This is a genomic window from Mycobacterium gordonae (genome assembly GCF_002101675.1).
Lineage (GTDB): Bacteria > Actinomycetota > Actinomycetes > Mycobacteriales > Mycobacteriaceae > Mycobacterium > Mycobacterium gordonae.
This window is the reverse complement of sequence record NZ_LQOY01000207.1, coordinates 119,057-145,510: the sequence shown is the minus strand read 5'-3', so window position 1 is coordinate 145,510 and position 26,454 is coordinate 119,057. Positions and strand designations below refer to the sequence as shown.

Here is a 26,454-nt window from a genome sequence, read left to right as displayed (position 1 = left end):
AATGGAGGGCGATGAGCTTTTACTCCGCATACCGGCACGGGTTCGTGCGCGTTGCCGCGTGCACGCACCACACGTCAATCGGCGACCCGGCGGCTAACGCGGCGTCGGTTCTGGGGTTGGCCCGCCAATGCCACGACGACGGCGTGGCGCTGGCGGTCTTCCCGGAACTCACCTTGTGTGGGTATTCCATCGAGGACATCCTGTTGCAGAATGCCCTGCTCGATTCCGTGGAAGAGGCGCTCGGCGAGGTCGTGGCCGCGTCCGCGGGCCTGCTTCCGGTGCTGGTCGTGGGCGCCCCGTTGCGGCACCTGCACCGCATCTACAACACCGCGGTGGTCATTCATCGCGGAGTCGTGCTCGGCGTGGTGCCCAAGTCCTACCTGCCCACCTACCGGGAGTTCTACGAGTACCGCCAGATCGCACCGGGTGACGGCGAGCGCGGCACCATCCGGATCGCGGACCGCGACGTCCCGTTCGGCCCCGATCTGCTGTTCAGCGCCTCGGACCTGCCGGATTTCGTGTTGCACGTCGAGATCTGCGAAGACATGTTCGTGCCGGTCCCGCCCAGCGCCGAGGCGGCCCTGGCCGGGGCGACCGTGCTGGCGAACCTGTCCGGCAGCCCGATCACCATCGGCAGGGCTGAAGACCGCTGCCTGCTCGCCCGCTCGGCGTCCGCACGGTGCCTGGCGGCCTACGTGTATGCCGCCGCGGGGGAGGGCGAGTCGACGACCGACCTGGCGTGGGACGGGCAGACCATGATTTGGGAGAACGGCACCGAGCTCGCGTGCTCGGAGCGCTTTCCCAAGGGGGAGCGCCGTTCGGTCGCTGACGTCGACACGGGACTGCTGCGCTCTGAGCGGTTGCGGATGGGCACGTTCGACGACAATCGGCGCCACCATCGAGCGGCCACGGACTCGTTCCGCCGTGTCGAGTTTCGCCTCGACCCGCCTTCTGACGACATCGGCTTGCTACGCAATATCGAACGCTTCCCGTTCGTGCCGTCCAATCGCGAACGGCTGGAACAGGATTGCTACGAGGCATACAACATCCAGGTCGCCGGACTCGAGCAGCGGCTGCGGGCACTGGACTATCCGAAGGTGATCATCGGCGTGTCCGGGGGGCTGGACTCGACGCACGCGTTGATCGTCGCGGCCAAGGCGATGGACCGGGAGGGCCGGCCGCGCAGCGACATCCTGGGGTTCACCCTGCCGGGATTCGCCACCGGCGACCACACCAAGAACAACGCCATCAAACTGGGCGAGGCGTTGGGTATCACGTTCGAAGAGATCGACATCCGCGAAACAGCCAAGCGGATGTTCGCCGAGATAGGCCATCCCTTCGCACGAGGGGAGAAGGTGTACGACGTCACCTTCGAGAATGTTCAGGCCGGGCTGCGGACGGACTACCTGTTCCGGTTGGCCAACCAGCGCGGCGGCATCGTGCTGGGCACCGGAGACCTCTCCGAACTCGCGCTCGGCTGGTCGACCTACGGTGTCGGCGACCAGATGTCGCATTACAACGTCAACGGCGGTGTGCCCAAGACACTCATCCAGCACCTGATTCGGTGGGTCATCTCCACCGATCAGTTCGAGAAGAGCGTCACCGATGTGCTGCAGTCGGTGGTGGACACCGAAATCACTCCCGAGCTAGTGCCGGCCGGCGAGGAAGAAGAGCTGCAGAGCAGTGAGGCCAAAGTCGGTCCCTACGCGCTGCAGGACTTTTCGTTGTTCCAAGTGTTGCGGCACGGCTTCCAGCCGTCCAAGATCGCGTTCCTGGCCTGGCATGCGTGGAGCGACCCGGAACGCGGCCAGTGGCCGCCCGGCTTCCCCGAAGGTAACCGGCCCACCTACTCGCTGTCGGAAATCCGGCACTGGCTTCAGGTCTTCGTGCAGCGGTTCTACTCGTTCAGCCAATTCAAGCGTTCTGCATTGCCCAACGGCCCCAAGGTTTCTCACGGCGGCTCGCTGTCACCGCGCGGGGACTGGCGCGCGCCCTCGGACATGTCCGCGCGGATATGGCTCGACGAGATCGAGCGTGAGGTGCCCGAAGGCTGAGTTCCCGCCGGCGTCGGTGGGGTGAATGTCGTGGGCGTCGCGCTGTATTGGCGGTCGAAGTGTGATCGTCGGTGCAGGCGCATCATCCCGCGCGCAACACTTGGCAACATTGTTCGGCGGTCGGGTTAACTGATAGCACCGCGCGCGCTTATTATCAGTTATGTTGCTAAATGATTATAAAAGCCCATGTCGTCATTGAGTTCCGGCACCAGAGTGGAGTACGAGGCGCTGACCTGGGAGCTGCCGACCGAGGCTGGCTACGGGCGGTCCGACCTGCGTGCGGCCCTACGTCAATCCGGTGAGTATCTGGCTGCCATTCCAGCCGAGATCGCCGACCTGGATGTCGGCCTGCCTTCCGGTGTGCTGGCTGATGCAGAGGAAGCCGCTCAGGAGATCGCGCGGTTCGATACCGAACTCGGTGGTGAGATCGCTCCCTTTGCAGCTGTGCTGCTGCGCACGGAATCGGCTGCCAGCTCCAAGATTGAGAATCTCACCGCCAACTCGCGCGCTATCGCCGAAGCGGAAACGCTCGGCACCAGTAAGCGCCCGAACGCGTCATTGATCGTTGCGAATACCAAAGCGATGCAAGCGGCTATCGACCTGGCGGACCAGATCAGCGGCGACGCCATTCTGGCGATGCATGCCGCGCTAATGCACGCCAGCGAGCCAGATATCGCCGGCAAATGGCGTACGGAGCAGGTGTGGATCGGCGGAAACAACTTCGGTCCGCGGGGCGCTGATTTCGTTGCACCGCACCAGAACAGAGTTCCACGAGCCATCGACGACCTGATCCAGTTCGCCAAACGCGGTGACATAGCGGTGGTTCCGCAGATCGCGATTGCGCACGCACAATTCGAAACCATCCACCCTTTCCCCGACGGCAACGGGCGCACCGGCCGCGCGATGATCCAGTCGATGTTGCGCAACAAGCGACTGGCTCGTCAGGTCACAGTCCCCGTCTCAGCCGGACTGTTAACGGACACCACTTCATACTTCGACGTACTGACGGCCTATCGCGACGGAGACCCCGCTCCGATCGTTGAGCGACTGTCTATGGCGTCGATGCTGGCCGTGGTCAACGGTCGACAATTGGTTGCCGACCTGAAAACGATTCGAGGAGGCTGGGAATCGCAGATCACAGCCCGCCGCGACTCGGCCGTATACCGTGTGGCGGGACTGCTGCTGAAGCGCCCGGTGGTCAATGCGCAGTTGATCAGCAGCGAACTGGGAATCCCCATCACCAACGTCTACCGGTACGTGGAACCGCTCGCCGGGTACGGAATCATCGTCGAGTTCACCGACCAGACCCGCAATCGAGCGTGGCGCGCGCCCGAAGTTCTGCGCGCCCTGGACGCCTTCGCCGAGCGCGCGGCAGGCGCGCTTCCCGGCTGATGTGCGCCGAGCGCGCGGCAGGCGCGCGAGCCCCGGGCTGGTTTATCGATATGACGACCGCGGAACCGCGGCGTCGATAGCGGCGGAGTCCGGCGCGCAATCGCCGGCACCAGCTACCAGCGTCGCCAACGCACCGGCCGCACAGGCGCGCCGCAACGCCGTCCGCCGGCCGTCGGGAGACCCGGAGCGCGCCGGCCAACTCGCGGCCAGGACACCGGCGAATACGTCGCCCGCTCCCGTGGTGTCCACCGCCGCCACGTCCGGGGCGGGCATCTCGAACTCGCCGTCGACACCGACATACCGCACACCGCGGGCTCCCATGGTGACGACGAAATGCTCAGGCCGCCAAGGCCACTGACCAGCCTCATGCTCGTTGGCGATGACGACGTCGGCAACGCCGGCCAAGTCGGCCAGCGCCTCACGGTCCTGCCCGGCAGGCGAGGCGTTCACCATGACGACCGCCCCGGCCGCCAGGGCGTGCCGGGCGGCCGCCAAAGCCGTCGGTACCGGAGTCTCCAACTGGCACAACATCACGTCGCAATCAACGAGGCCTACCGGCGACACCGATAACGCCGAGTTGGCGCCGGGAGCCACCACGATGGTGTTCTCACCGCCCGCATCGACCACGATGACCGCCGTTCCGCTGGGCCCACGGTGACGGACAACTCCGTCCACTGCGACACCGGCCGACCGCAGGTGAGCCAGCAACTGGTCAGCGGCGGCGTCGTCTCCGACCGCTCCGACAAAGCGCACCTGCGCGCCGGCACGGGCCGCCGCCACCGCCTGATTGCCACCCTTGCCGCCCGGCGCATACGCCAGCGACGACGCCAGCACCGTCTCGCCGGGACCGGGCAGTCTGCCGACATTCAGCGTCAGATCCCAGTTGATGCTGCCGACCACGCAGACCCGCGTAGACATGTCACCGAGACTAGATCCCTGCCCGAAAGTTGGGCTCGGTAGCCGGTCGGCCCCGGTTACCGTGCCGACATGAAGAAGGTTCGAATCCAGAAAGGAGGGCCGGTTCGCCGGACGACGCTCCCGCAGCCGCCCGATACGGCAGCCCTGGCTGCGGCGTACAACGCGCACAAGCAGCGGCACGGCGGCGCGTCGGGGCAATGGGCGTCGGCAGCGCAACTACTCGCTTCTGGCCAGCGTGCGCACGGTGTGCTCAGGTCCTTTGCCCCGACTGGAAACACGTTGCGACGCTTGGGTAGAGACGCAACGGCGATGCCCGAACTGCTCGACGCCCCGCAGTACGTCCTCGAGATGGAGCTTCAATTCCCGAATCTGACGCCGATCGTCGGCCGCAGCGTCCAATCGATACCCGAAGACCACGTGCCCTACCTCGCGGTCGGGCTCGAAGTCCCTTGTGCCGTCGACCCTTCAGACCCCGCGCGCCGGTTCGTCGTGGATTGGGAGCGTGTCAGTCACCGAGCATAGGCATCACCGTGCGATGACTACTCGGACACACACCGGCGTCGCTTTTGAGCAAAACGCCGATATCCGCCGGTCTGAGAGCTAGTCTGCAGCGTGATCGGGGACCCCGTGACAGACCGGTGGCGAGAAGGGAAGCCGATTGACGTCGGGTGAGCCAACAGAATCGGAGCCGGAGACGCAGAGCGCTCCGGCCAAGAAGCGCGCCCGCCGATTCCTGCCGAGGATACGTTTCCGGATCAGCATTCAGTCAAAGATCCTGGTCGCGCTGCTGATGTCGAGCATCCTGTCCGTCGCTGTCATCGGCCTGATCGGCGCCGTCTCCGGGCGCAACGCCCTGCAGCAGGTCGAGTCCGAACGACTCATCGAGTTGCGTGAGTCACAGAAGCGGCAGATCGAGGCTTTGTTCCGAGAGGTGACCAATTCGCTGATCGTCTACAGCGGCGGATTCAGCATCGACCAGGCCATCATCGCACTGACCGCCGGATTCAATCAGCTGAACAATGCGACCATCACCGGTCCGCAACAGCAGGCGCTGGCCAACTACTACGAAAACCGAATGATCAAACCCATTCAGCGGGTGACCGGCGAAGAACTCGACCTCAATGCGCTGATGCCGAAAACCCCCGCACAGAAATACCTTCAGGCCAATTACACCGCGGCCTCCAAGCCCAACACCGACCCGCCCGGTGATCCTGGCGATGGCAGCGCATGGTCGGCCGCCAACTCCCGATTCGATTACTATCTTCGCTCCATCGTCAGCCGCTTCAACTACCAGGACGCGCTGCTGTTCGACATGGATGGCAACATCGTCTACACGGTGGACAAGGGGCCCGACCTCGGCACAAATATCCTGACCGGGCCTTATCGCGAATCAAATCTGCGGGACGCATATTTGAAAGCCCTGCGCTCCAACGACATCGAGTTCGTCTGGATCACCGATTTCGAGCCGTATCAGCCGCAACTCGACACGCCCACCGCATGGGTGGTTTCGCCTATCGGCCTGGACGGACGAATCGACGGCGTAATGGCGCTGCCGGTCCCGATCGCCAAGATCAACTACATCATGACCGCCAACAAACAATGGAAAGCCGCGGGCATGGGTGCGGCGACCGAAACGTATCTTGCCGGCCCTGACGGTCTGATGCGTTCCGACTCAAGGCTTTTCCTGGAGAATCCGCAAGAATACCGGCGTGAGGTGGTCGCGGCCGGCACCGCGCCCGACGTGGTGGATCGGGCCATCCGGCTGGGTGGCACCACGTTGGTGCAGCCGGTGCGCAGCGCCGGCCTCAAGGCCGCGCAGCGGGGTGAAACCGGTGTGACGACCGGCGCCGACTACACCGGGAACAAAGAACTGGAGGCTTACGCGCCGCTGAACATCCCCAATTCCGATCTGCAGTGGTCGATTCTGGCGACCCGGGACGACTCGGATGCGTTCGCGCGGATCGGGCGGTTCACCAAAGCGCTCGCGATCGCCGTCGCGGCGATGGTCTTCGTCATCTCGGTCGCGGCGATGGTCATCGCACAGGCGGCGGTACGGCCGCTGCGTCGCCTGGAAAAGGGTGCGGAGAAGATCAGCTCGGGGGATTACGAGGTCAACATTCCGATCACGTCGCGTGACGAGATCGGCGATCTCACCGGTGCCTTCAATGAGATGAGCCGAAATCTGGCGATCAAGGAAGAGCTACTCAACGAGCAGCGGCGGGAAAACGACCGTCTGCTGTTGGCGTTGATGCCGGAGTCGGTGGCTCAGCGGTACCGCGAGGGCGAAGCCAACATCGCGCAGAAGCATCAAGACGTTGCCATCATCTACGCCGATATCGTTGGCCTGGACGAAATTTCGAACGACGTTGCGGGCGACGAACTGGTCGGCATCGTCGACGACCTGTTCCGCCAGTTCGATTCGGCCGCCGAAGCCCTCGGGGTGGAGCGAATTCGCACCTTCCACAACGGCTACTTGGCCAGTTGCGGAATGGTCACCCCACGACTCGACAGCATCAATCGCAGTGTGGAATTCGCTCTCGAGACGCGGCGGATCATCGAGCGCTTCAACAGCCAGAGCCGGCACCTGCTGAGCCTTCGCATCGGCATCAACACCGGCAATGTGATCAGCGGGCTGGTAGGCAAATCGGGCCTTGCCTTCGATATGTGGGGTGCCGCGGTCAGCATCGCCTACCAGATGAACAGTGGCGCACCGCAACCCGGCATCTACGTCGCATCGCAGGTGTATGAGGCCATGCGCGACACACGCCAATTCACGCCGGCCGGCACGATTTCGGTCGGCGGCGTCGAGCAGGCGATTTACCGCCTTTCGGAGCGGTGATGAACAGCTTCAACTCGCCGTGGTTCTACTGGGCGATCGGTGTGGCGATCGGATTTCCGGTCGGGTTGATTCTGCTCACCGAGTTGCACCACATCCTGACCCGCAAACGTAGCCGGCTGGCGCGCCAGGTCGGCGTGCTGCGCAACTGGTTGCTGCCTATCGGCGCCCTGCTGTTGCTGCTGGTCAAGACCGCGGAGATCCCGGCGGGCGACGTCCCGGTCCGGTTGCTGACCACGGTGTTCGGCTTCCTGGTGCTGGTGTTGCTGTTGTCCGGACTCAACGCGACGGTGTTCGAGGGCGCCCCGGAAGACAGTTGGCGCAAGCGGCTCCCGGCGATCTTCCTCGACGTCGGCCGGTTCGCGCTGATCGGGGTGGGGCTGACGGTGATCCTGTCCGTCATCTGGGGCGTGCGTGTCGGCGGGGTGTTCACCGCGCTGGGCATCACCTCGGTCGTGATCGGCCTGATGCTGCAGAATTCCGTCGGACAGATCGTCTCGGGCCTGTTCATGCTTTTCGAGCAGCCGTTCCGGATCAACGACTGGCTGGACACCCAGACCGCCCGGGGCCGAGTCATCGAGGTGAACTGGCGGGCGGTGCACATCCAGACCGGCGGCGGCCTGCGGATCATGCCGAACTCGATGCTGGCGACCACCGCGTTCACCAACCTCAGCCGCCCGGCCGGCCCGCACAAATGCTCGGTCACCACCACATTCGCGCAGGGGGATTCGCCGGACAAGGTCTGCGCGATGCTGACCCTGGTGGCCAGCGCGCTGCCTCTGATGCTGCCGGGGACCACGCCGACTTCCGTCGCCTTGGGCGCCGGGCAGTACCGCACCACGATCAGGGTCAGCTCCCCGGCCGACGAGGGCGCCACCGAGTCGACGTTCTTGCGCTGGATCTGGTACGCCGCACGTCGATGGGACCTGCATCTGGACGGCGAGGACGACGACTTCTCCACTCCGGAACGCGTGACCAAGGCATTACGTACGGTGGTCGCCACCGAACTGCGCCTCACCCTCGCTGACCAGCAGTTCCTGGCGCCGTACGCCCGGGTCGTGCGCTACGGCACCGACGAGATCGTGCAATACGCAGGGATGGTGCCGACGGCGATGACGTTCATCGTGGCCGGCAGTGTGCGATTGACGGTGACGGACGCCGACGGCACCGTCCTGCCTTTCGCCACGCTGAACGAGGGCTCGTTCATCGGGGTCACCGCGCTGACCAGGCAGCCCAACCTCGCCGGCGCCTATGCCCTCGAGGAAGTGACCGCCGTGGAGATCGAGCGCGAACACCTCGAGAAGATCGTGATGGACAAGCCGATGCTGCTGCAGGATCTCGGCCGGCTGATCGACGAGCGGCAGAACAAGGCGAGACTGACCCGCGGTGATCGCGCCAAGGCAGCGACCGCAGTCGCGCCCGGTGGACTAAAGCCCGATACCCTGGGGTAATGAGTCTGCAAGCACCGGCGCTGCCTGACTTGCGCCAAGAGGTGCACGACGCCGCCCGTCGTGCCCGGGTGGCCGCCCGCATCCTGGCGTCGATCCCGACGGTGGTCAAAGACCGCGCGCTGCACGCCGCCGCCGACGCGCTGCTGGCCCATGCCGAGGAGATCCTGACCGCCAACGCCGAAGACCTGGACACGGCACGGGCCGCAGGCACACCCGCGGCCATGCTCGACCGGTTGGCGCTCAACCCACAACGCGTCGACGGCATAGCCGCCGGTCTGCGGCAAGTCGCGGGGTTGCCGGACCCGATCGGTGAGGTATTGCGCGGTTCTACCCTGCCCAATGGGCTGCAGCTGCGCCAGCAGCGGGTTCCGCTCGGCGTGGTCGGAATGATCTACGAGGGCCGCCCGAACGTCACCGTCGACGCGTTCGGGTTGACGCTCAAATCCGGTAACGCCGCGCTGCTGCGCGGCAGCTCGTCAGCGGCGAGGTCCAATGAGGCGCTGGTCACGGTGCTGCGCGGCGCCCTGGAGAGCCAGGAGCTGCCCGCAGACGCCGTCCAGCTGCTGTCCTCATCCGACCGGGCCACCGTCACCCACCTGATTCAGGCCCGGGGCCTGGTCGACGTGGCGATCCCGCGCGGCGGAGCCGGTCTGATCGAGGCCGTCGTCCGTGACGCGCAGATACCCACCATCGAGACCGGCGTCGGCAACTGCCACGTCTACGTGCACGAAGCCGCAGATCTCGACGTCGCCGAGCGCATCCTGCTCAACTCCAAGACCCGCCGCCCCAGCGTTTGCAACGCCGCCGAGACGCTGCTGGTCGACGCCGCGATCGCCGCGGAAGCGATGCCGCGGCTGCTGAATGCGCTCAAGACCGCCGGCGTCACCGTGCACGGTGGAGCCGAAGGTGACGCCGAAGACGCAGACCTGCGCCGCGAGTACCTGGCCATGGACATCGCGGTCGCGGTGGTTGACGGGGTGGATGCCGCCATCGCGCACGTCAACGAGTACGGCACCGGCCACACCGAGGCCATCGTGACCACCAATCTTGCTGCGGCACAACGGTTCACTCAGCAGGTGGACGCCGCCGCCGTGATGGTCAACGCGTCTACCGCGTTCACCGACGGCGAGCAGTTCGGCTTCGGCGCCGAAATCGGCATCTCGACGCAGAAACTGCACGCCCGGGGCCCGATGGGCCTGCCGGAGCTGACTTCAACCAAGTGGATCGTGTGGGGTGACGGCCACACCCGTCCGGCCTGATTCCCTCGATCAAAGGAGCTCCTATGAGCGTGCCCGCGCGGCCCGTGCCGCTGTTCGCCGATATCGCTGACGTCTCGCGCCGGCTCGCCGAAACGGGCTACCTGCCCGACACCGCCACCGCCACCGCCGTCTTCCTCGCCGACCGGCTGGGCAAGCCGCTGCTGGTCGAAGGTCCCGCCGGGGTCGGCAAGACCGAACTGGCCCGCGCCGTGGCCCAGGCGACCGGGTCGGGCCTGGTCCGGCTGCAGTGCTACGAGGGCGTCGACGAGGCGCGAGCCCTCTACGAGTGGAATCACGCCAAGCAGATCCTGCGGATCCAGGCCGGCTCCGGGGACTGGCAGTCCACCAAGGATGACGTGTTCAGCGAGGAGTTCCTGCTGCAGCGTCCGTTGCTGACCGCGATCCGCCGCACCGAGCCGACCGTGCTGCTGATCGACGAAACCGATAAGGCCGACATCGAGATCGAAGGCCTGCTGCTTGAGGTGCTGTCCGATTTCGCCGTGACCGTCCCGGAGCTGGGCACCATCACCGCAACCCGCACACCGCTGGTCGTGCTGACCTCCAACGCCACCCGCGAATTGTCCGAGGCCCTCAAGCGTCGCTGCCTGTTCCTGCACATCGACTTCCCGACTCCGGAGCTGGAACGGCGCATCCTGCTCTCACGCGTGCCCGAACTGCCCGAACACCTCGCCGAGGAGTTGGTGCGCATCATCGGCGTGCTGCGCGGCATGCAGCTCAAGAAGGTGCCGTCGATCGCCGAGACCATCGACTGGGGCCGCACCCTGCTGGCGCTGGGCATGGACACCATCGACGACGCCGTCGTCGCCGCCACCCTCGGTGTCGTGCTCAAACACCAGTCCGACCAGCAACGCGCGACCGGCGAGCTGAGGCTGAACTGATGGCCAGCCGGCGCATCCGCCCGTCCCGGCCGCTCGCCCCGCACGGCTTGCCGGGGCATCTGGTCGGGTTCGTGGAAGCGCTTCGCGCGAGCGGGATTTCGGTGGGTCCGTCGGAAACGGTGGATGCCGGCCGGGTGATGGCGACCCTGGGTCTGGAGGACCGTATGGTGCTCCGCGAGGGCCTGGCGTGCGCGGTGCTGCGCCGGCCGGATCACCGCGAGACCTACGACGCCATGTTCGACCTGTGGTTCCCCGCGGCGCTCGGGGCCCGGGCGGTGGTCTCAGAAGGGGGAGACGGCGACTCCGATTCCGACGCGCTGCCCCCCGACGACGTCGAGGCGATGCGGCAGATGCTGCTGGACCTGCTGGCCGACAACCCGGACCTGGCCGACATGGACGAGCGGCTGGTCCGGATGATCGCCCGGATCGTGGAGGCCTACGGCAAGTACAACTCGAGCCGCGGCCCGTCGTTCTCGTCGTATCAGGCGCTCAAGGCGATGGCGCTGGACGAACTGGAAGGCAAGCTGCTGGCGGGGCTGCTGGCCCCCTACGGCGACGAGCCCACCCCCAGCCAGGAGCAGATCGCCAAAGCCATTGCGGCGCAGAAGATTTCGCAGTTGCGGAAGATGGTGGACGCGGAGACCAAGCGGCGCACCGCCGAGCAGCTGGGCCGTGAGCACGTCCAGATGTACGGCATCCCGCAGCTGTCCGAGAACGTCGAGTTCCTGCGGGCATCCGGTGAGCAGCTACGGCAGATGCGCCGCGTGGTGGCGCCGCTGGCCCGCACGCTGGCCACCCGGCTGGCGGCGCGGCGGCGCCGGTCCCGCGCCGGGTCGATCGACCTGCGCAAGACCCTGCGCAAGTCGATGTCCACCGGCGGCGTACCGATCGACGTCGTGCTGAAGAAACCCCGCCCGGCACGGCCGGAGCTGGTGGTCCTCTGTGATGTGTCAGGATCTGTCGCCGGGTTCAGTCACTTCACTTTGTTGTTGGTTCATGCGCTGCGCCAACAGTTTTCGCGGGTTCGCGTGTTCGCGTTCATCGACACCACCGATGAGGTGACGCACATGTTCGGGCCGGAGGCCGACCTGGCGGTGGCCATTCAGCGGATCACCCGCGAAGCCGGTGTGTACGCCCGCGACGGCCACTCGGACTACGGCAACGCGTTCGTCTCGTTCGTGCAGGCGAACCCGAACGTGTTGTCGCCGCGCAGTTCCCTGCTGGTGCTCGGCGACGGGCGCACCAACTACCGCAACCCGGCCGTGGATGTGCTCGCGGACATGGTCAACGCCTCCCGGCATGCGCACTGGCTCAATCCCGAGCCCAGACACCTGTGGGGCAGCGGGGACTCGGCGGTGCCCCGCTACGAGGAAGTCATCACCATGCACGAATGCCGCTCGGCCAAACAGCTGGCCACGGTGATCGACGCGCTGTTGCCGGTCTAGCTTCCCGGCGAGCAGACGCTAAAGCCCCCCGGAACGCGCGTTCCGAGGGGCCTTTGCGTCTGCTCGCCAACCCTCAGCGGGTCTTGCGGAACACCAGCCAGCGCATCTCGATCGGGCTCTGCTCGCGTGCGACCGGGAACACGTCGAGGCCGCTGACCCAGTCCGCGTACCAGCTGGTGGGGGGCCAGGCGCCCGACGGCAGGTTGGCCTGCTCGTATTCGTACACCGAGTCGTCGGCGACCAGCTCCAGCGGCAGCCCTTCGACCCCGGTTGCCAACTCCTGGCGGGAGAACATCCCTGTGTATGCCTGCTGCCCGAATTCGCGTGCGGCGTCGTCGATTTCGTAGCCGTAGCGGGGCAGGAAGGTGTTGAACACCAACTGCCCACCGGGTGCCAGGCAGGCGGCGGCCAGTTCGAACAGCCTGCGCAACTGCTGCGGCGACCGGAAATCCGGCACCACTTCCGACAGCAGGATCAACTGGTAATCCTGGCGCAGGTCGTCGGTGGTCTCGAAGACGTTGCGCACGATCACCCGCAGGTCGAGACCTTCCTGGCGGGCCTGCGTCCGGATGATCTCGGCGAACTTCGGCGTCAGCTCCACCACGTCGACCGGGTGTCCGCGCCGGGCCAGGGGCAGGGCGTTGCGCCCGGTTCCCGCGCCGATGTCGAGCACCCGATGGTCGCGAACGTCGGCGGCTTCATTGGCCAGCGCCCACACTCGCGCGTCGGGCTCGGTGCCGAACAGCGGTGGTTCACGCGTGCTGATCCAGTTTTCGTAGGCTTCGGCAACGGTGAACCACCGGGCGTTGACCTGGTAGTGCAGGGTCGGGCCGACGGGCGCGTTGTAACTGATCACGATGTTGGAGCGCTGCGAGATCGAGTAGGCCTCGGCCAGCTGATTCTGCAGCACGGTCCGCAGGTGGGCGAGTTCCTCGTCGTTGAACTTCCTGCCCACCGCGGCGAAGATGCGGCTGCACATTTCCACGTACTCGTCGAGCAGGCTCGGCACCGCTGGCAGTGAAATCTCGCCGGTGACTACAGAGCGGCTGTGGAACCGCCGGGTCATGGCGTCTTTCCACTCTTGTTGCTGATCTACGGCTGCTGGCAGCGAATTTTCCACAGCACTCCTTCTACACGATCGTCCGCTCTGATGGGGGTCATCGACGCAAATGGACGCCGAAACATAGACCCTGCCGATCTTGCTCGAACCGGCCAGAATGTCAGGCGATGGCGTTACGATCCGCCGATCGGCCTGGCTATCGCCAGGCCGGGCGACGGGAGCCAGATATGTCGTACGTGATTGCTGCGCCGGAATGGGTGACCGCTGCGGCTGGGGATCTGGCAGGCATCGGAACGACCATCAGCGCAGCCAACGCTGCCGCGCTGTTTCCCACAACGGGTGTGCTTGCGGCGGGCGCTGACGAAGTGTCGGCGGCCATCGCAGCGCTATTCGGCATTCACGCACAGTCCTATCAAGCATTGAGCGCCCATGCCGCGGATTTTCACTCGCAGTTCGTGCGGATGATGACCGGTGGGGCTGACGCGTACGCGGCGGCAGAGGCGACCAACGTCGAGCAGGCTTTGCTCAATGCGATCAACGCGCCGACGCAGGCGCTGTTCAACCGCCCCCTGATCGGCAACGGCGCCAACGGTGTCGACGGTACCGGCGAGGCGGGCCGTCCCGGCGGGATCCTGCTCGGCGATGGCGGCAACGGCGGCTCCGGCGGCATCGGTCAGAACGGCGGCGCTGGGGGTGCAGCCGGGCTGTTCGGTAACGGCGGTAGCGGCGGACGCGGTGGCAACAATCCGGCCGGCGACGCGGGCAGCGGTGGACTCGGCGCCGGAGGTGGTCTGTTGTGGGGCAATGCCGGCAGCGGCGGCGCGGGCGGCACCTCGAACACGGCTACCGCCGGCAACGGCGCCAACGGCGGGTCCGCCGGGCTGTTCGGAAACGGCGGGGCAGGCGGGGCTAGTGGGTTGTCCTTCGCCACCGCCGGGGGTAGCGGCGGTAGCGGCGGCAACGGTGGACTGCTGCACGGTAACGGCGGAAACGCCGGCGGCAGCCTCTCCGGAGTTGGTTACGGCGGTGCCGGCGGGAACGCCTATCTGTTCGGCGACGGCGGCGACGGCGGTGTCGGTACTCCCGGCGGCGTCGCGGGCCGGGCCGGGCTGCTGACCGGCGACGGCGGCAACGGCGGCAACGGGCTGCCTGGAGCAAAAGGCGGCTTCCTGTGGGGTGACGGCGGCAACGGCGGCAGTTCCATCAGTGCCGCGGTCGCTCCTGGGGCCGGTGGACATGCCGGGCTGTTCGGAAACGGTGGCGCCGGTGGCGCGGGCCTGGCGCAGGCCGGCGCAGACGGCGGGTCCGGCGGCTGGCTGTTCGGCAACGGTGGTGCCGGCGGCGCCGGTGGCAACAACGTCGGAACCAACCCTGGGTTCGCCGGTGGCAACGGCGGCAATGCTGGGCTGTACGGCAACGGTGGGGCCGGCGGCACCGGTGGGTTCGGCGGCATGCTCGGCAACGGCGGGACCGGCGGCAACGGCGGGCGCGGCGGAATCATCGGCGACGGCGGGCGGGGCGGCGATGGCGGACCCGCTTTCGGAACCACTGTTGCAATCGGGGGCAACGGCGGCAACGCACAGTTCATCGGTAACGGCGGAGCCGGCGGAAACGGGACCAACGGCGGCGCCGGCGGCAGCGGAGGAACCGGCGGCCTGCTCGTTGGGACAAACGGAGCTCCCGGACAGGGGTAACCGAACAGGGCCGGACCCGCGGGGCACCAGCGTTTCTGCTGCTGGCCCCGCAACCGCCGACCCGGCTATGGCGACGTCGCTCCAGTAAGCTGGCAAACCATGCAAAAGCAGCTGCGCAGGCTGGGGGTGATGGGTGGGACGTTCGATCCCATCCATTACGGCCACCTGGTTGCTGCCAGCGAGGTCGCGCACAAGTTTTCCCTCGACGAAGTCGTGTTCGTGCCCAGCGGGCAGCCGTGGCAGAAAGACCGCCAGGTGTCGGCCGCCGAGGACCGGTACCTGATGACCGTGATCGCCACCGCGTCCAACCCCCGCTTCTCGGTGAGCCGGGTCGACATCGACCGGGGTGGCCCCACGTACACCAAGGACACGTTGCGTGACCTGCACACCCTCAACGCGGACTCCGAGCTGTACTTCATCACCGGCGCCGATGCGCTGGCGTCCATCCTGACCTGGCACGGCTGGGAAGAGATGTTCGAGCTGGCGCGTTTTATAGGTGTCAGCCGGCCCGGCTACGAGCTGCGCCACGACCACATCACCGAAGTCCTGGGGGAGCTGCCCCGCGATGCGTTGACGTTGGTGGAAATCCCCGCTCTGGCGATTTCGTCGACCGACTGCCGGCGCCGCGCCCTGGAGCGCCGGCCGCTGTGGTACCTGATGCCCGACGGTGTCGTGCAGTACGTCTCCAAACGACGCCTCTACCGCAAACCCGAGAGGAGCGAGAACCCGGCCGCCCCCAGCGTGGCGGCCGGGAACAGCACATGAGCGCAAATCAGGAAGCGATCGACATGGCAACGGTGGCTGCCGCCGCTGCGGCATCCAAGCTCGCCGACGACGTCCTCGTCATCGACGTCTCCGGCCAACTGGTCATCACCGACTGCTTCGTGATCGCCTCGGCGTCCAACGAACGGCAGGTCAACGCCATCGTCGACGAGGTCGAGGAGAAGATGCGCCGGGCCGGCTACAAGCCCGCCCGTCGTGAAGGAGCCCGCGAGGGCCGCTGGACATTGCTGGATTACCGCGACATCGTCGTGCACATCCAGCACCAGGACGACCGCAATTTCTACGCGCTCGACCGGTTGTGGGGTGACTGCCCGCTGGTGGCCGTCGACCTGGGCGACCACCCTGACGGGGCTGCGGAATGAGGGCGCGCCGGCTGGTGATGCTGCGGCACGGGCAGACCGACTACAACCTCGGCAGCCGGATGCAGGGTCAGCTCGACACGGACCTGAGCGACCTTGGCCGCGCCCAGGCCGTGGCCGCTGCCGAAGTGCTGGGCAAACTGCAGCCGTTGCTGATTGTGTCCTCGGATCTTCGGCGTGCCTACGACACGGCGACCAGGCTCGGCGAACAGACCGGCATGCCCGTCAAGGTGGACCCGCGGCTACGGGAGACCCACCTGGGTGACTGGCAGGGCATGACGCACACCCAGATCGACGCCGAGGTCCCCGGCGCCCGACTGGCATGGCGGGAGGACGCCGCCTGGGCACCGCACGGCGGCGAAAGCAGGGTCGACGTCGCCGCGCGGAGTGTGCCGTTGGTGGCCGAACTGGTTGCCGCCGCACCGGAGTGGGGCAGCACAGGCCAGCCCGAGCGGCCCATCGTGCTGGTGGCTCACGGTGGTCTGATCGCCGCGCTGTCGGCCGCGCTGCTGAAGATTCCGGTGGCCAATTGGCCCGTCCTGGGTGGCATGGGCAACTGCAGTTGGGTCCAGCTGAGCGGTCATTCGGAGGATGCCGCACGTTTCGAAGACATCCGCTGGCGACTGGATGTGTGGAACGCGTCGGCGCAGGTGTCCAATGACGTCCTCTGATGCCGGGCCCAGGCCCACCCTGCTGATCTTCGCCGACTCGCTGTCGTACTACGGCCCTACCGGCGGCCTGCCCGCCGACGACCCGCGTATCTGGCCCAATATCGTTGGTGCTCAACTCGGTTGGGACGTGGAATTGATCGGCCGTATCGGCTGGACCTGCCGGGACGTGTGGTGGGCTGCCACTCAGGACCCGCGGGCCTGGGCGGCGCTGCCCAAGGCGGGCGCGGTGATCTTCGCCACCAGCGGCATGGATTCGTTGCCGTCGGTGTGGCCCACCGCGATGCGTGAGCTGATCCGTTACGTCCGGCCGCCATGGCTGCGGCGGTGGGTTCGGGAAGGCTACGGCTGGTTGCAGCCCCGGCTCTCGCCGGTGGCAAGGTCGGCACTGCCGCCCCAGCTGACCGCGTACTACCTCGAAAAGACCCGTGGCGCAATCGACTTCAACCGTCCCGGCATCCCGATCGTGGCGTCGTTGCCGTCCGTGCACATCGCCGAAACCTATGGCAGGGCGCACCACGGACGCGAGGGTACCGTCGCGGCGATCGCGGAATGGGCCGAGCGGCAGAACATTGCGCTGGTGGATCTCAAAGCCGCGGTCGGGGAAGAGATCATGAGCGGGCGCGGCAATCCGGACGGGATCCACTGGAACTTCGAGGCGCATCAGTGCGTCGCCGAGCTGATGCTCAAGGCGCTCGCCGAAGCCTTTCAGACCGGCACAGTTCCGAACGAGAAAACTCGCAGTTGTCCGTCGTAGTGGTCACCGACAGCTCGTCGCGCCTACCGACCGAATTGCGCGACCGGTGGGGGATTCGTGAAGTGCCGCTGCACATTCTGCTCGACGGTGCCGACCTGCGCGACGGTGTGGACGATGTTCCCGGCGACATCCACAAGCGCCACGCGACCACCGCGGCGGCCACGCCGGCCGAACTCTGTGCTGCCTATCGGCAAGCGCTGGCCGACAGTGACGGTGACGGCGTTGTCGCCGTGCATATTTCGTCCGGCCTGTCCGGAACATGCCGCGCCGCAGAGCTGACCGCCGCCGAATTCGGGTCCTCGGTACGGGTGATCGATTCCAAGTCGACGGCGATGGGTGCCGGTTTCATTGCGCTGACGGCCGCTCGGGCGGCCGCGGGCGGGGCCGATCTGGACACCGTCGCCGATGCCGCGACGGCCGCGGTGCACCGCACGCATGCCTACATGGTGGTGCACCGTTTGGACAATCTGCGCCGCAGCGGCCGCATCGGCGGCGCGAAGGCATGGCTGGGCACCGCGCTGGCGCTCAAGCCGCTACTACACATCGATGGCGGGAAACTCGTTCTGGCACAACGTATCCGGACCGCCAGAGGGGCCATTGCGGCGATGGTGGATCAGGTCTGCGAGATCGTGGGGGAGCGCTCTGCGGCAATCGCGGTGCACCACGTCGCCAACCCCGACGGCGCGCGCGAGCTGGCAAGCACGTTGGCCGAGCGGTTGCCTGCGTGCGAGCCCGCGCTGGTGACCCCGTTGGGCCCGGTGCTCGCACTGCACGTCGGCGATGGGGCGCTGGCCGTCTGCCTGCAATTGGGGGAGTGACCCGCAGGCCTCAGATCTGTCGGACGAAGATCACCCGCCCGATGCCGTCCGAGGTGTTCTGGAAGTACACGGGCAGCACCGAGAACGGGTAGGAACCGGTATTGAAGACATAGGATCCGGACTGGGGTATCGGTTGGGTGGCAGAGTTCACCACGAACGGTGTGTGGGCAGCGGTGACCGTCTGCGTATAGAGCGGGACACCGTTGATCGTGGTGACGGTGATGACGGTGCCGGCCGGCAGATGATTGCCGATGTTAAGGCCCGGCACCAATGATTGTGGGACAGCACCCAATTCACCACCCGAATCGATGAACGCGCCCACCGTTTGTGGTAGTTCATTGTTGATCTGCACCTGGATTGCCGTTCGCGGATTCCCGCCCAGGCTGACATAGGTCGGCAGTGAACTGGGCCCGACCTCGACCAAGCCACGCGGCAGGTTGACCAACAACCCGTCGTCCCACGCGTCGGGTAGCGCCTCGATGACGGATTCGGTGAACGGGAACTGGTTGTTCTGCCCCACGCCCAGGTAGACGGGCAACGTCGACAAGTCCGTGATTTGCTGGCCATTGACATAGGCCGAGGTGGCGACACCCACGGTGGTCGGATCGGTGACGATGCCGTTGCCGAGATTCACCGTCGTCAGATAGGTGTCGTAATTGACGAGAAGGGCTCCGCCGTAGGTGATGCTGCCGGTCCCGGTCACCGGCCCGAGATTTGTGCCCTGGACGAATGCCGGCGGCACCACCAAGCCCGAGGCGCCGGAATCCACCGTGACGGGGAAACTGGGTCCGCCACCCACCGAGACGTCCAGCATCGGGCTGCCCCATTGACCGGGCCGAATCAATGCTTGGTTCGGACCCAATGCCGTGCTGATTCCGGCGGTACCCGGCGCTCCCAGCAGGCCGCCCCGGCCGCCCATGCCACCCACGCCGCCTGGGCCGCTGGCCCCGCCGGTGCCGCCGAGGCCGATCAGGCCCGCCGAGCCGCCTGGGCCGCCGGGCATGCCGCCGTAGAGGTTGCCGCCGCCCGTTCCACCGTTGCCCACCAACAAACCGCCAGCACCCCCGGCGCCCCCGGCCACGCCGAATCGGACGCTGACGCCGCCGGTACCCCCATTGCCGAATAACCAGCCACCGGCTCCGCCGGGTGTTCCCACGCCCTGAGCGGTGGTGTGCCCGTCGGCGCCGTCACCGAATAGCGGGCGCCCCGTCGCCTGCAGAACAGGGTCGTTGATCAGGTGGGACACGTTGGAGGCCAGGTATCTGGCGAGGGCGGCCTCGGCGGTCGCATACTCGCGCGCCGTTTCCAGCAGCCTGGCCACGACCTGCTGGTAGGACGTGGTGAACTGCTCGGCGGCTTGCTGATATTGCTGGCCCTGCTCGGCAAAGAAAGCGGCTACGGCTTCGGATATTTCGTCGGCGCTTGCGGCCGCCAGCTGGCTGGTGGGCAGCGCCGCGGCAATATTCGTCCGCTGTAATGCCAGATTCAGGTTGCTCAGCTCTGTCGTCGCCGCGAACAGCGAGTCAGGCGTGACCAGCAATGACGACGACATGTCACGCCTCCTTTGCGTCGGGCGCTGTTCCGCGTCGGTCGCCGTGCACCACCGCTGCTGACAACGTGCTCGGACCTCAACTTTGCCGGGCGGCGTGGTGGCTCTTCGGAATAGATGAAATGTAACGCTGACTCGTTCTTTAGGTGGCGATCCCGAGCGGTTTTCCACCTCGTCCTGATACAGCCGGCGTTCATCATGCGGCCGCTAGGGCCACTCGCGCCCATATCGACCTCGCCGTGGACCGCTCAGGGTGCGGCGATGATCGGGTCTTACCGTGCCGATGCGTTGGCCTTGCTGATCTCCGCTTCTCCGCGTTCAACTTCGCTGTGGCGCTTGCGGCGCGCCGGCGTCTTGCGCTCTACACGCCGCCGGATCCGCCGGTGCCGCCCTTGCCGCCGTCGCCGCCGGCGATGCCGACGGCGTCAGTCCCGTCGTTGCCGTCGTCGCCGCCGCTGCCCTTGCCGCCTGAAGCGCCAGCACCGCCGGTGCCGCCCGAGCCACCGGTGCCGCCCTTGGCGCCGGCGCCGTTGATGTCACCGAATCCGCCGGAGCCACCGCGACCGCCGTTCCCGCCGGTACCGCCTTGCGCACCCGACGCGACAGTGGAGTTCCCGCCGTTTCCGCCGACGCCACCCATGCCGGCGACGCCGCCGCCACCGCCGGTCGCCCCCGGGCCGGCGGCATTTCCACCGTTTCCACCGCTGCCGCCGACACCACCGACGCCGCCCTTGCCGGGCGCAACCAAGCTGGTGCCCCGATTTCCGGTGGCGCCCGCACCACCGACACCACCGGTACCTCCGGCGCCGCCGGTGTTGGAGGTGACGCCACCCGTGCTGGTGCCGCCCGACCCTCCGTCGCCGCCGGCGCCGCCTTTGCCGCCCGGGGCGAAGATGGTCGTGTTGTTGTCGCCGCCCTTGCCACCGGCGCCGCCGTTGCCGCCCTTACCGCCGATCTCCACACCGTCTCCGGTGCCGCCGGCGCCGCCACTGCCGCCCTTCCCCCCGGCACCACCGGGAGCGGCCGGGCCGCCCGTGCCGCCCGCGCCGCCGTCTCCGCCGGCCCCGCCGGCGCCGCCCACGGGGCTTGTCGCGCCCCCTTTGCCCGCCGTGCCGGCGGCGCCGCCGCTGCCACCGTCGCCGCCGCGGCCGACGTCGTCGCCGTTCTTCCCGTTGCCGCCGTTGCCGCCCTTGCCTCCCGCCCCGCCGGCGCCGCTGGCGCCGTTGGTTCCACCCGGTCCGGAGTTGCCGCCGTCACCGCCCTTGCCGCCGGCGCCGCCAGTGCCGCCTGCGTCAGCGGCGAAAGTGGCGCCGGCGTCGATGCCCTGAGCGCCGTTGCCACCGTTGCCGCCCTTGCCTCCCGCGCCGCCGCTACCGGAGGTGGCGCCATTGGCGACAGTGCCCGCATTGCCGCCGTGGCCGCCGACCCCGCCGGCACCACCGGCCGGGGCGCTCACGCCGCCGGGGCCGGTGTCGTTGCCGGCGTTGCCGCCGTTGCCGGCGTTGCCACCGCGCCCGCCGCTGCCGCTGATGCCTCCGGTGCCGGTGGCGTTGCCGCCACTGCCGCCGTTCCCGCCGTTTCCGCCCATGTCACCGGCTTTGCCGGGCACACCGGTGAGGCCGTTGCCGCCGTTACCGCCGTTGCCGCCGTCGCCGCCTCGCCCACCGCTGCCCTGGGTAGTGCCCGCGCCGGTGCTGCCCGCGTTGCCACCGGCGCCGCCGGCACCGCCGTCATGACCGGCGCCGGCACCAGCGATACCGCTCCCGCCGTCACCGCCATTGCCGCCCGCACCACCGTCGCCGGCTTTACCGCCGATGCTGCCGACACCGGTCGCGTTGCCGCCGTTGCCGCCGGCGCCGCCGCTGCCGCCGGCGTCTCCCACGGTGCCGGCCGCACCACCGTTGCCATGGCTGCCCTTGCCGCCCTGGCCGCCGGTGCCGCCGGCGGCGCCGTTGCCGGCGGTGGCGCCGGTGCCGGCTTTGCCGGCGTCACCGCCATTGCCGCCGGCCCCGCCTGAGGGCGCCGCCACGCCGCCCTTTCCGGCGTCGTTGCCGCCGTTGCCGCCGTTGCCGCCATTCCCGCCGCTGCCTGCGCTACCACCGGTTGTGCCGCCGTTGCCTCCGGTGCCGCCGTTGCCGCCTCTGCCCCCGGCGCCGCCCACGGCGCCGCTGGCTTCGCTCACGCCGCTGACGCCACCGGAGCCACCGTCGCCGCCGCCACCGCCCCTGCCGCCGGTGGTGCCGCCGCTGCCGCCGTTGCCGCCATTGCCACCGAGTCCGCCGACGCCGCCGTTGCCGCCGGCCAATCCTGAGTTGAGGGCCGCGTCGCTGCCGGTGCCACCGGTGCCGCCCGCGCCGCCCTTTCCGCCGGCGCCGCCCACGCTGCCCGTGCCGGTGGCGTTGCCGCCGACCCCTCCGGCTCCACCGTGACCGCCGCCGCTGCCACTGTTGGCATTGGCTGCGCTGCCGGTGCCGCCGTCTCCGCCGGCCCCACCGACACCACCTTTGCCCGGAGCGGTACCGCCGGTTCCCGCCGCACCGGCGTTGCCGCCTTTACCGCCCGCTCCGCCGGAGGGGGCGGTGGTGCCGCCGGTGTCCGCGCCGCCGTCACCGCCGCGGCCGCCGGTGCCGCCGTTGCCGGCGTTGCCGGCCTTGCCGCCGGTACCGGACGCGTTGCCGCCGTTGCCACCGAGGCCGCCGACGCCGCCCACTCCGCCCTGGTCGCCCGCGGCGCCTGCGGCGCCGTTGCCGCCGTTGCCGCCGCTACCTCCGGTACCGCCGGTACCACCAGTGGCGCCACCGCTTGCCGCGCCCGGACGGCCACCCACTCCACCCCGGCCACCCGCGCCCCCGGCCGGGGCCGCCGTGCCGCCGGTGCCGGTGTCGGTGCCTCCGTGGCCGCCATCACCACCGCTGCCGCCCGAGCCGCCGTTGCCCGCCTTCCCGCCGACACCGGTGGCGTTGCCACCGTTGCCGCCGACCCCACCCAGACCGCCGGCATCGCCCGTCTTGCCGGCGATGTCGGCTCCGCCTCTGCCGGTGGCCCCGCTGCCGCCGTTGCCGCCGTTGCCGCCGAGTCCGCCGCTGCCCTTGGTGGTCCCGGTACCCGCCGCGCCCGCGTTGCCGCCGTTTCCACCGGCACCGCCCGCCGGCGCAGTGGCCCCGCCGGCGCCGATGTCGGCACCGCCTTTCCCGCCGCTGCCGCCGTGGCCACCGTTGCCCGCGTTGCCACCTTTGCTGCCCGCGCCGGTGGCAGTGCCGCCGTTGCCGCCGGCGCCGCCGTTTCCGCCGGCGGTTCCCGCCGCGCCGGCCGCGCCCTCGCTGCCGTTGCCTCCGTTACCGCCCGCGCCGCCGCTCCCGCCGACGCCGCCGGCGCCGGCGATTGCGCCGATGCCGCCCGTGCCGGCGTTGCCACCGGCGCCACCGGCGCCACCGGTGCCGCCATTGCTGCCGGCGCCGGAGTGACCGTTGCCACCGCTGCCGCCGGCGCCGCCGTTACCGGCTTTGCCGCCGACGCCGGTAGCGCCGCCGCTGCCGCCGTTGCCGCCGACACCGCCGGCGCCGCCGTTGTCACCGGTCGTACCGGGGCCGCCGGTGTTGCCGTCCGCGCCCTTGCCACCGGTTCCGCCGGCGCCGCCGACGCCGCCGCTACCCGCGGTGGCGCCGGTACCGGCCTTGCCTGCGTCCCCGCCGTGGCCGCCGTTGCCTCCGGCCGGGGCAGTGGTTCCGCCGGTGCCGGTATCGGGCCCGCCGTCCCCGCCGGTGCCGCCGGCCCCCCCGTTACCGGCGTTGCCACCTTTGCTGCCGGCGCCGGCGGCGTTGCCGCCGGTGCCGCCGGCCCCGCCGCCCCCGCCGTTGGTTCCGATGCTGCCGGCCGCGCCCGCGCTGCCGCTGCCGCCGTTGCCGCCGTTGCCGGCGTTACCTCCGGCGCCGCCGCCGCCGGTGACGGCGCCACCGCCGGCCGCACCGGCATTGCCGCCGTTGCCGCCCGCACCCCCGTTGCCGCCGGGTGCCCCGGCTTCGGAGTGCCCGTTGCCGCCGTGGCCACCGGCGCCGCCATTGCCGGCTTTGCCGCCGGTACCGCTGGCGCCGCCGCTGCCGCCGTTACCGCCGGTCCCGCCGTCGCCACCGGCGTCGCCCGCAGCGCCGAGGACGCTACTGGCGGCGCCGTCGGCGCCCTTTCCGCCGGTACCGCCGTTGCCGCCGGTGCCGCCACTGCCCGCGGTGGCACCAGTGCCGGCTTGGCCGGCATCGCCGCCGTTGCCGCCGTTGCCGCCGGACGGCGCCGTCGCTCCGCCGGCGCCCGTGTCACTGCCGGCGTTGCCGCCGTTACCTCCCGTGCCGCCATTTCCGGCATTGCCGCCGGTCCCGCTGACGCCGCCGGATCCGCCGTTGCCACCGGCCCCGCCGCCGCCACCTCTGGTTCCACCGACGCCGGCAGCGCCGTCACCGCCGATGCCCCCGTTTCCGCCGTTTCCGCCACCGCCGCCAGTACCGCCGCCGCCCAGGACGGCGCCGCTACCTGCGGCACCGGCGTTGCCGCCGTTGCCGCCGGCTCCGCCTTTGCCGCCGGGTATGCCGGAGTCGGCTTTACCGCCACCGGCGCCGCCGTTGCCGCCGGCGCCACCGCTGCCCGCGACGCCGCCGGTGCCGGTAGCGCCGCCGCTGCCGCCGTTGCCGCCGGCCCCGCCCGCACCGCCGTTGTCGCCAGAAGTACCGGCGATGCCGCCCGCGGCGCCATCGGCCCCTCGGCCACCGCTTCCACCGGAGCCGCCGACGCCGCCGCGACCCGCCAAGAGACCGGTGCCTGCCTTTCCGGCGTCGCCGCCGTTGCCGCCGTTGCCGCCAGACGGCGCGGTGGCGCCCCCGCCGCCGTTGATGTCCCGGCCGCCGTTCCCACCGGCTCCTCCTGCTCCGCCGTTGCCGGCGTTGCCGCCGGTGCCCGCCTCGCCACCGTCTCCGCCGTTGCCGCCGATCCCGCCATTGCCGCCCACGAAGCCGGCTTTGCCGAATCCGCCGCCGCTGCCGTCACTGCCGGCCCCACCATTGCCGCCATGGCCACCCGTGCCGCCATGGCCGGTGGCGGCGCCGGTGCCGGCGGCTCCCGCCGCGCCACCGTTTCCGCCCGCGCCGCCGGCGCTGCCGGCTGCCTCACCGGCGCCGGCCTTTCCGCCGTCACCGCCGGTACCGCCGCTTCCGGCGTTGCCGCCGATGCCGGTGGTACCGGATCCACCGGCGCCACCCATGCCGCCGTCACCGCCCTGGCCGCCGGCCCCGCCGGGCAGGCCGGAGCCCGAAGCAGTGTTGCCGCCGCTTCCGCCGCTGCCGCCGGCGCCACCGACCCCTCCGCTGCCCGCTGTTCCGCCGGCCCCGGAGCTGCCACCGGCGCCACCGGCTCCGCCGTGACCTCCCGCGAACCCGACCACGCCCGCGGCGCCGCTGGCCCCGTCCGCCCCGGCGCCGCCGGCGCCGCCGTTGCCGCCGCGCCCGAAGCCGCCGCCTCCCACGCCGCTGCCACCGGCCCCGGCGTCCCCGCCACGCCCGCCGGCTCCGCCGTCACCGCCGGCCCCGCTGGTGCTGATGCCCGATCCGCCCGCGCCACCAACACCACCATCACCGCCGACACCGGCGACACCCGAGTTCCCGGCGATGCTGCCCGGACCTCCGGATCCGCCCAGCCCGCCGGCTCCACCGGCCCCGCCGGAAGCACCTGGAAGACCGTGACCTCCTGCACCGCCGACGCCACCGGCACCGCCGGTGCCTCCGCTGGCGAGCGCGATCATCTGGCTGGCCCCGCCGGCCCCGCCGTTGCCGCCGGCCCCGCCGGGTTGCCCTGCAGCGCCGGGCGCACCGGCTCCTCCTGCCCCCCCGGTGCCGGCATAACCGGTCGTCGTTCCGCTGTTGCCGCCGCGCCCCCCGTCGCCGCCGCGCCCACCGGGAGCCACTGCATCGCCCCCCGCACCGCCGTTGCCGCCGTTGCCGTTAGCGCCGGCGTTCCCACCGGCACCACCCTGCTGGCCTGGCGCGCCCGACCCGCCGTTGCCGCCGTTGCCGGACAACCAGCCACCGTCCCCGCCGTTCTGACCAGTGCCCGGCGCGCCGTCGGCGCCATTACCGATCATGGGCCGGTCGGTGATCAGTTCGCTGGGCGCATTGATGAGGCCCATCAGACCCGTGGCCAGCGGGCTGTCCAGCAGCGGTTGCAGCAGCCCGGCGTTGCTGAACTCGATGCGCTCATATGCTGCCGCGCCGCTCTGAAATGCCTGAACGAACTCGTCGTTGGCCGCCGCGGCCTGCGCGCTGGCCAGCTGATACTGGTGGCCGAACGTGCCGAACAACCGCGCTATGGCCGCGGAAACCTCGTCCGCGGCCGCCGCCGCGATGCCCGTCGTGGGCGAGGCGGCGGCCGCGGTGGCCGCCCGGATGGCCTCGCCGATGTCCGACAGGTTCGTCGACGCCGCGGCCAGAGCGGCGGGTGTTGCGATCACGTAAGACATCGTCGGCACCTTTGGA

The 26,454-nt window shown here is 69.3% G+C and carries 17 protein-coding genes and 1 pseudogene; 14 read left to right on the top strand and 4 right to left on the bottom strand.

Annotated features, from left to right (window positions below):
• Nucleotides 1-11: 11 nt before the first annotated feature.
• A complete protein-coding gene (locus tag AWC08_RS26435) occupies nt 12-2,054 on the top strand; it encodes an NAD(+) synthase (RefSeq protein WP_085088438.1) in 2,043 nt (680 codons plus the stop codon).
• 186 nt (nt 2,055-2,240) lie between these two features.
• Entirely contained in the window at nt 2,241-3,446 is a 1,206-nt protein-coding gene (locus AWC08_RS26430; protein ID WP_069435153.1) for a Fic family protein, read from the top strand.
• Nucleotides 3,447-3,488: 42 nt separating this feature from the next.
• Here the strand turns inward: AWC08_RS26430 and AWC08_RS26425 are convergent, their stop codons facing one another.
• Nucleotides 3,489-4,364, bottom strand: a complete 876-nt coding sequence (locus AWC08_RS26425; protein WP_069435152.1) for a ribokinase — start codon at nt 4,362-4,364, stop codon at nt 3,489-3,491.
• A gap of 69 nt (nt 4,365-4,433) precedes the next feature.
• Here AWC08_RS26425 and AWC08_RS35840 point away from each other — a divergent pair, with 69 nt between their 5' ends.
• The 6 genes from AWC08_RS35840 to AWC08_RS26395 all read left to right on the top strand — a co-directional run bounded on the left by AWC08_RS35840 (nt 4,434) and on the right by AWC08_RS26395 (nt 12,254).
• Nucleotides 4,434-4,886 carry a hypothetical protein gene (locus AWC08_RS35840; protein ID WP_065133811.1) on the top strand — a complete coding sequence of 151 codons (453 nt, stop codon included), beginning with the start codon at nt 4,434-4,436 and terminating at the stop codon, nt 4,884-4,886.
• Nucleotides 4,887-5,022: 136 nt separating this feature from the next.
• Nucleotides 5,023-7,203: an adenylate/guanylate cyclase domain-containing protein gene (locus tag AWC08_RS26415; protein WP_069435150.1), complete on the top strand. Its 2,181-nt coding sequence runs from the start codon at nt 5,023-5,025 to the stop codon at nt 7,201-7,203.
• Nucleotides 7,203-8,651 (top strand): mechanosensitive ion channel domain-containing protein, encoded by a 1,449-nt coding sequence (locus AWC08_RS26410; RefSeq protein WP_069435149.1) that lies wholly within the window; start codon nt 7,203-7,205, stop codon nt 8,649-8,651. Before AWC08_RS26415 ends, AWC08_RS26410 begins: the two co-directional genes overlap by 1 nt.
• The gene (locus AWC08_RS26405; RefSeq protein WP_065133808.1) at nt 8,651-9,910 is read left to right on the top strand and encodes a glutamate-5-semialdehyde dehydrogenase; all 1,260 of its coding nucleotides are present in this window, start codon (nt 8,651-8,653) and stop codon (nt 9,908-9,910) included. The genes AWC08_RS26410 and AWC08_RS26405 overlap by 1 nt, the downstream gene beginning before the upstream one ends.
• Nucleotides 9,911-9,933: 23 nt before the next feature.
• Nucleotides 9,934-10,809, top strand: a complete 876-nt coding sequence (locus AWC08_RS26400) for an AAA family ATPase (protein WP_065133807.1) — start codon at nt 9,934-9,936, stop codon at nt 10,807-10,809.
• Nucleotides 10,809-12,254, top strand: a complete 1,446-nt coding sequence (locus AWC08_RS26395; protein ID WP_085088434.1) for a vWA domain-containing protein — start codon at nt 10,809-10,811, stop codon at nt 12,252-12,254. Before AWC08_RS26400 ends, AWC08_RS26395 begins: the two co-directional genes overlap by 1 nt.
• A 73-nt stretch (nt 12,255-12,327) precedes the next feature.
• Here AWC08_RS26395 and AWC08_RS26390 read toward each other — a convergent pair whose 3' ends face one another.
• A complete protein-coding gene (locus tag AWC08_RS26390) occupies nt 12,328-13,320 on the bottom strand; it encodes a class I SAM-dependent methyltransferase (protein ID WP_142283827.1) in 993 nt (330 codons plus the stop codon).
• 221 nt (nt 13,321-13,541) lie between these two features.
• Between AWC08_RS26390 and AWC08_RS26385 the strand changes: the two are divergent.
• The 6 genes and pseudogenes from AWC08_RS26385 to AWC08_RS26360 form a co-directional block, all read left to right on the top strand.
• Nucleotides 13,542-15,005, top strand: a pseudogene (locus tag AWC08_RS26385) (PE family protein); the annotation flags it as partial.
• 102 nt (nt 15,006-15,107) lie between these two features.
• The gene (nadD, locus tag AWC08_RS26380) at nt 15,108-15,773 is read left to right on the top strand and encodes a nicotinate-nucleotide adenylyltransferase (RefSeq protein WP_083271421.1); all 666 of its coding nucleotides are present in this window, start codon (nt 15,108-15,110) and stop codon (nt 15,771-15,773) included.
• Nucleotides 15,770-16,153: a ribosome silencing factor gene (rsfS, locus tag AWC08_RS26375; protein WP_065133804.1), complete on the top strand. Its 384-nt coding sequence runs from the start codon at nt 15,770-15,772 to the stop codon at nt 16,151-16,153. Before nadD ends, rsfS begins: the two co-directional genes overlap by 4 nt.
• Nucleotides 16,150-16,821, top strand: a complete 672-nt coding sequence (gpgP, locus tag AWC08_RS26370; RefSeq protein WP_069435357.1) for a glucosyl-3-phosphoglycerate phosphatase — start codon at nt 16,150-16,152, stop codon at nt 16,819-16,821. Before rsfS ends, gpgP begins: the two co-directional genes overlap by 4 nt.
• Nucleotides 16,808-17,575, top strand: coding sequence for a diglucosylglycerate octanoyltransferase (gene octT / locus AWC08_RS26365; RefSeq protein ID WP_069435358.1), 768 nt, complete (start codon nt 16,808-16,810; stop codon nt 17,573-17,575). The genes gpgP and octT overlap by 14 nt, the downstream gene beginning before the upstream one ends.
• Nucleotides 17,563-18,393: a DegV family protein gene (locus tag AWC08_RS26360; RefSeq protein ID WP_069435359.1), complete on the top strand. Its 831-nt coding sequence runs from the start codon at nt 17,563-17,565 to the stop codon at nt 18,391-18,393. Before octT ends, AWC08_RS26360 begins: the two co-directional genes overlap by 13 nt.
• Nucleotides 18,394-18,403: 10 nt before the next feature.
• On the opposite strand, the gene AWC08_RS39230 is transcribed toward AWC08_RS26360, so the two are convergent.
• Both AWC08_RS39230 and AWC08_RS26350 read right to left on the bottom strand, forming a co-directional pair.
• Nucleotides 18,404-19,945 carry a PecA family PE domain-processing aspartic protease gene (locus AWC08_RS39230; protein WP_069435360.1) on the bottom strand — a complete coding sequence of 514 codons (1,542 nt, stop codon included), beginning with the start codon at nt 19,943-19,945 and terminating at the stop codon, nt 18,404-18,406.
• Between the two features lie 358 nt (nt 19,946-20,303).
• Complete coding sequence (locus AWC08_RS26350) at nt 20,304-26,438, bottom strand: PE domain-containing protein (RefSeq protein WP_085088431.1); 6,135 nt, start codon at nt 26,436-26,438, stop codon at nt 20,304-20,306.
• Nucleotides 26,439-26,454 lie beyond the last annotated feature (16 nt).

Coding starts and splice junctions, on each gene's coding strand:
- AWC08_RS26395 (WP_085088434.1), top strand. CDS start 10,809: ATGGCCAGCCGGCGCATCCGCCCGTCCCGGCCGCTCGCCCCGCACGGC.
- AWC08_RS26425 (WP_069435152.1), bottom strand. CDS start 4,364: ATGTCTACGCGGGTCTGCGTGGTCGGCAGCATCAACTGGGATCTGACG.
- AWC08_RS35840 (WP_065133811.1), top strand. CDS start 4,434: ATGAAGAAGGTTCGAATCCAGAAAGGAGGGCCGGTTCGCCGGACGACG.
- AWC08_RS26400 (WP_065133807.1), top strand. CDS start 9,934: ATGAGCGTGCCCGCGCGGCCCGTGCCGCTGTTCGCCGATATCGCTGAC.
- AWC08_RS26390 (WP_142283827.1), bottom strand. CDS start 13,320: ATGACCCGGCGGTTCCACAGCCGCTCTGTAGTCACCGGCGAGATTTCA.
- AWC08_RS26435 (WP_085088438.1), top strand. CDS start 12: ATGAGCTTTTACTCCGCATACCGGCACGGGTTCGTGCGCGTTGCCGCG.
- nadD (WP_083271421.1), top strand. CDS start 15,108: ATGCAAAAGCAGCTGCGCAGGCTGGGGGTGATGGGTGGGACGTTCGAT.
- AWC08_RS26410 (WP_069435149.1), top strand. CDS start 7,203: ATGAACAGCTTCAACTCGCCGTGGTTCTACTGGGCGATCGGTGTGGCG.
- octT (WP_069435358.1), top strand. CDS start 16,808: ATGACGTCCTCTGATGCCGGGCCCAGGCCCACCCTGCTGATCTTCGCC.
- AWC08_RS26350 (WP_085088431.1), bottom strand. CDS start 26,438: ATGTCTTACGTGATCGCAACACCCGCCGCTCTGGCCGCGGCGTCGACG.
- rsfS (WP_065133804.1), top strand. CDS start 15,770: ATGAGCGCAAATCAGGAAGCGATCGACATGGCAACGGTGGCTGCCGCC.
- AWC08_RS26430 (WP_069435153.1), top strand. CDS start 2,241: ATGTCGTCATTGAGTTCCGGCACCAGAGTGGAGTACGAGGCGCTGACC.
- AWC08_RS39230 (WP_069435360.1), bottom strand. CDS start 19,945: ATGTCGTCGTCATTGCTGGTCACGCCTGACTCGCTGTTCGCGGCGACG.
- gpgP (WP_069435357.1), top strand. CDS start 16,150: ATGAGGGCGCGCCGGCTGGTGATGCTGCGGCACGGGCAGACCGACTAC.
- AWC08_RS26405 (WP_065133808.1), top strand. CDS start 8,651: ATGAGTCTGCAAGCACCGGCGCTGCCTGACTTGCGCCAAGAGGTGCAC.